Annotated in this window: 1 protein-coding gene; it reads right to left on the bottom strand. The window is 64.4% G+C overall.

Going from position 1 to position 739, the window contains the following annotated elements; genetic code table 11:
• Window positions 1–493, bottom strand: a 493-nt coding sequence (locus tag MKK75_RS00010; protein ID WP_244040603.1) for a Crp/Fnr family transcriptional regulator, incomplete at its 3' end; no start/stop codon positions are given.
• Window positions 494–739 lie beyond the last annotated feature (246 nt).

Here is a 739-nt window from a genome sequence, read left to right as displayed (position 1 = left end):
CGGTCCGATCGTGACACATGAGGAGCCAGCGGGCGAGACGCGGCTCCAGAGTGTAGCGGCCGTTGGCCAGGGCCGTGGCCGTGGCCTGCACGCCGAGGACGTGCGCATACCGCAACAGCTGATTGTGCAGGCGCGGACTGTGCCGAAGCGCCTCGGAGAGGGCGCTCGCCGGCATGGCCCGCGCCAACCCGATAGCCTGAACCCGGGCCTCGTCCGGCGTCCGCTCGGCGTTGAGCAGGATGGGTACGCCGACCATGCCCTCGCATCCGACCAGCCCGACCTCGACCTGCTGTCCGTCGGCCGCGATGCTGACGAGCGAGACGATGCCCTGTTCGACGAAGGCGACCTGCGTGATCGAGGTGTCGGCTTTGATCAGCACATCACCCAACGACAGGGTCATAAGTTCGAGGTGCGGCCGAAGCAGACCGAAATCGTCCGGATCCAGGGATCTAAGCAGGCGATTGAGGCAGCTATGCTGCGTCGGGTGCGACATGGTCCCGTTCACTTGGAGCGGGGGGCCAAGTGCCCTCGGTCGGGAGCCCCTGGACATGCCTGCGCGCGACGCCTCGCCTGTCTTTGAGCCTAATCTCCTAAGAGCGCAAGATATCGGTCATTTGATGGAGATTTGGTCGGATATCTGACATATGGGCTTATCTCAAGTCGCAGCGATGTGGGCCCCATGCAGCAGGCGCTGACGCGGAAGCTTGAGAGCTTCGAACCCTTGTCCGACCAAGCCCGC

The organism is Methylobacterium sp. J-030 (genome assembly GCF_022829545.1).
Lineage (GTDB): Bacteria > Pseudomonadota > Alphaproteobacteria > Rhizobiales > Beijerinckiaceae > Methylobacterium.
The sequence above is the reverse complement of the archived record's forward strand: the minus strand, read 5'-3'. Positions and strand labels throughout refer to the sequence as shown.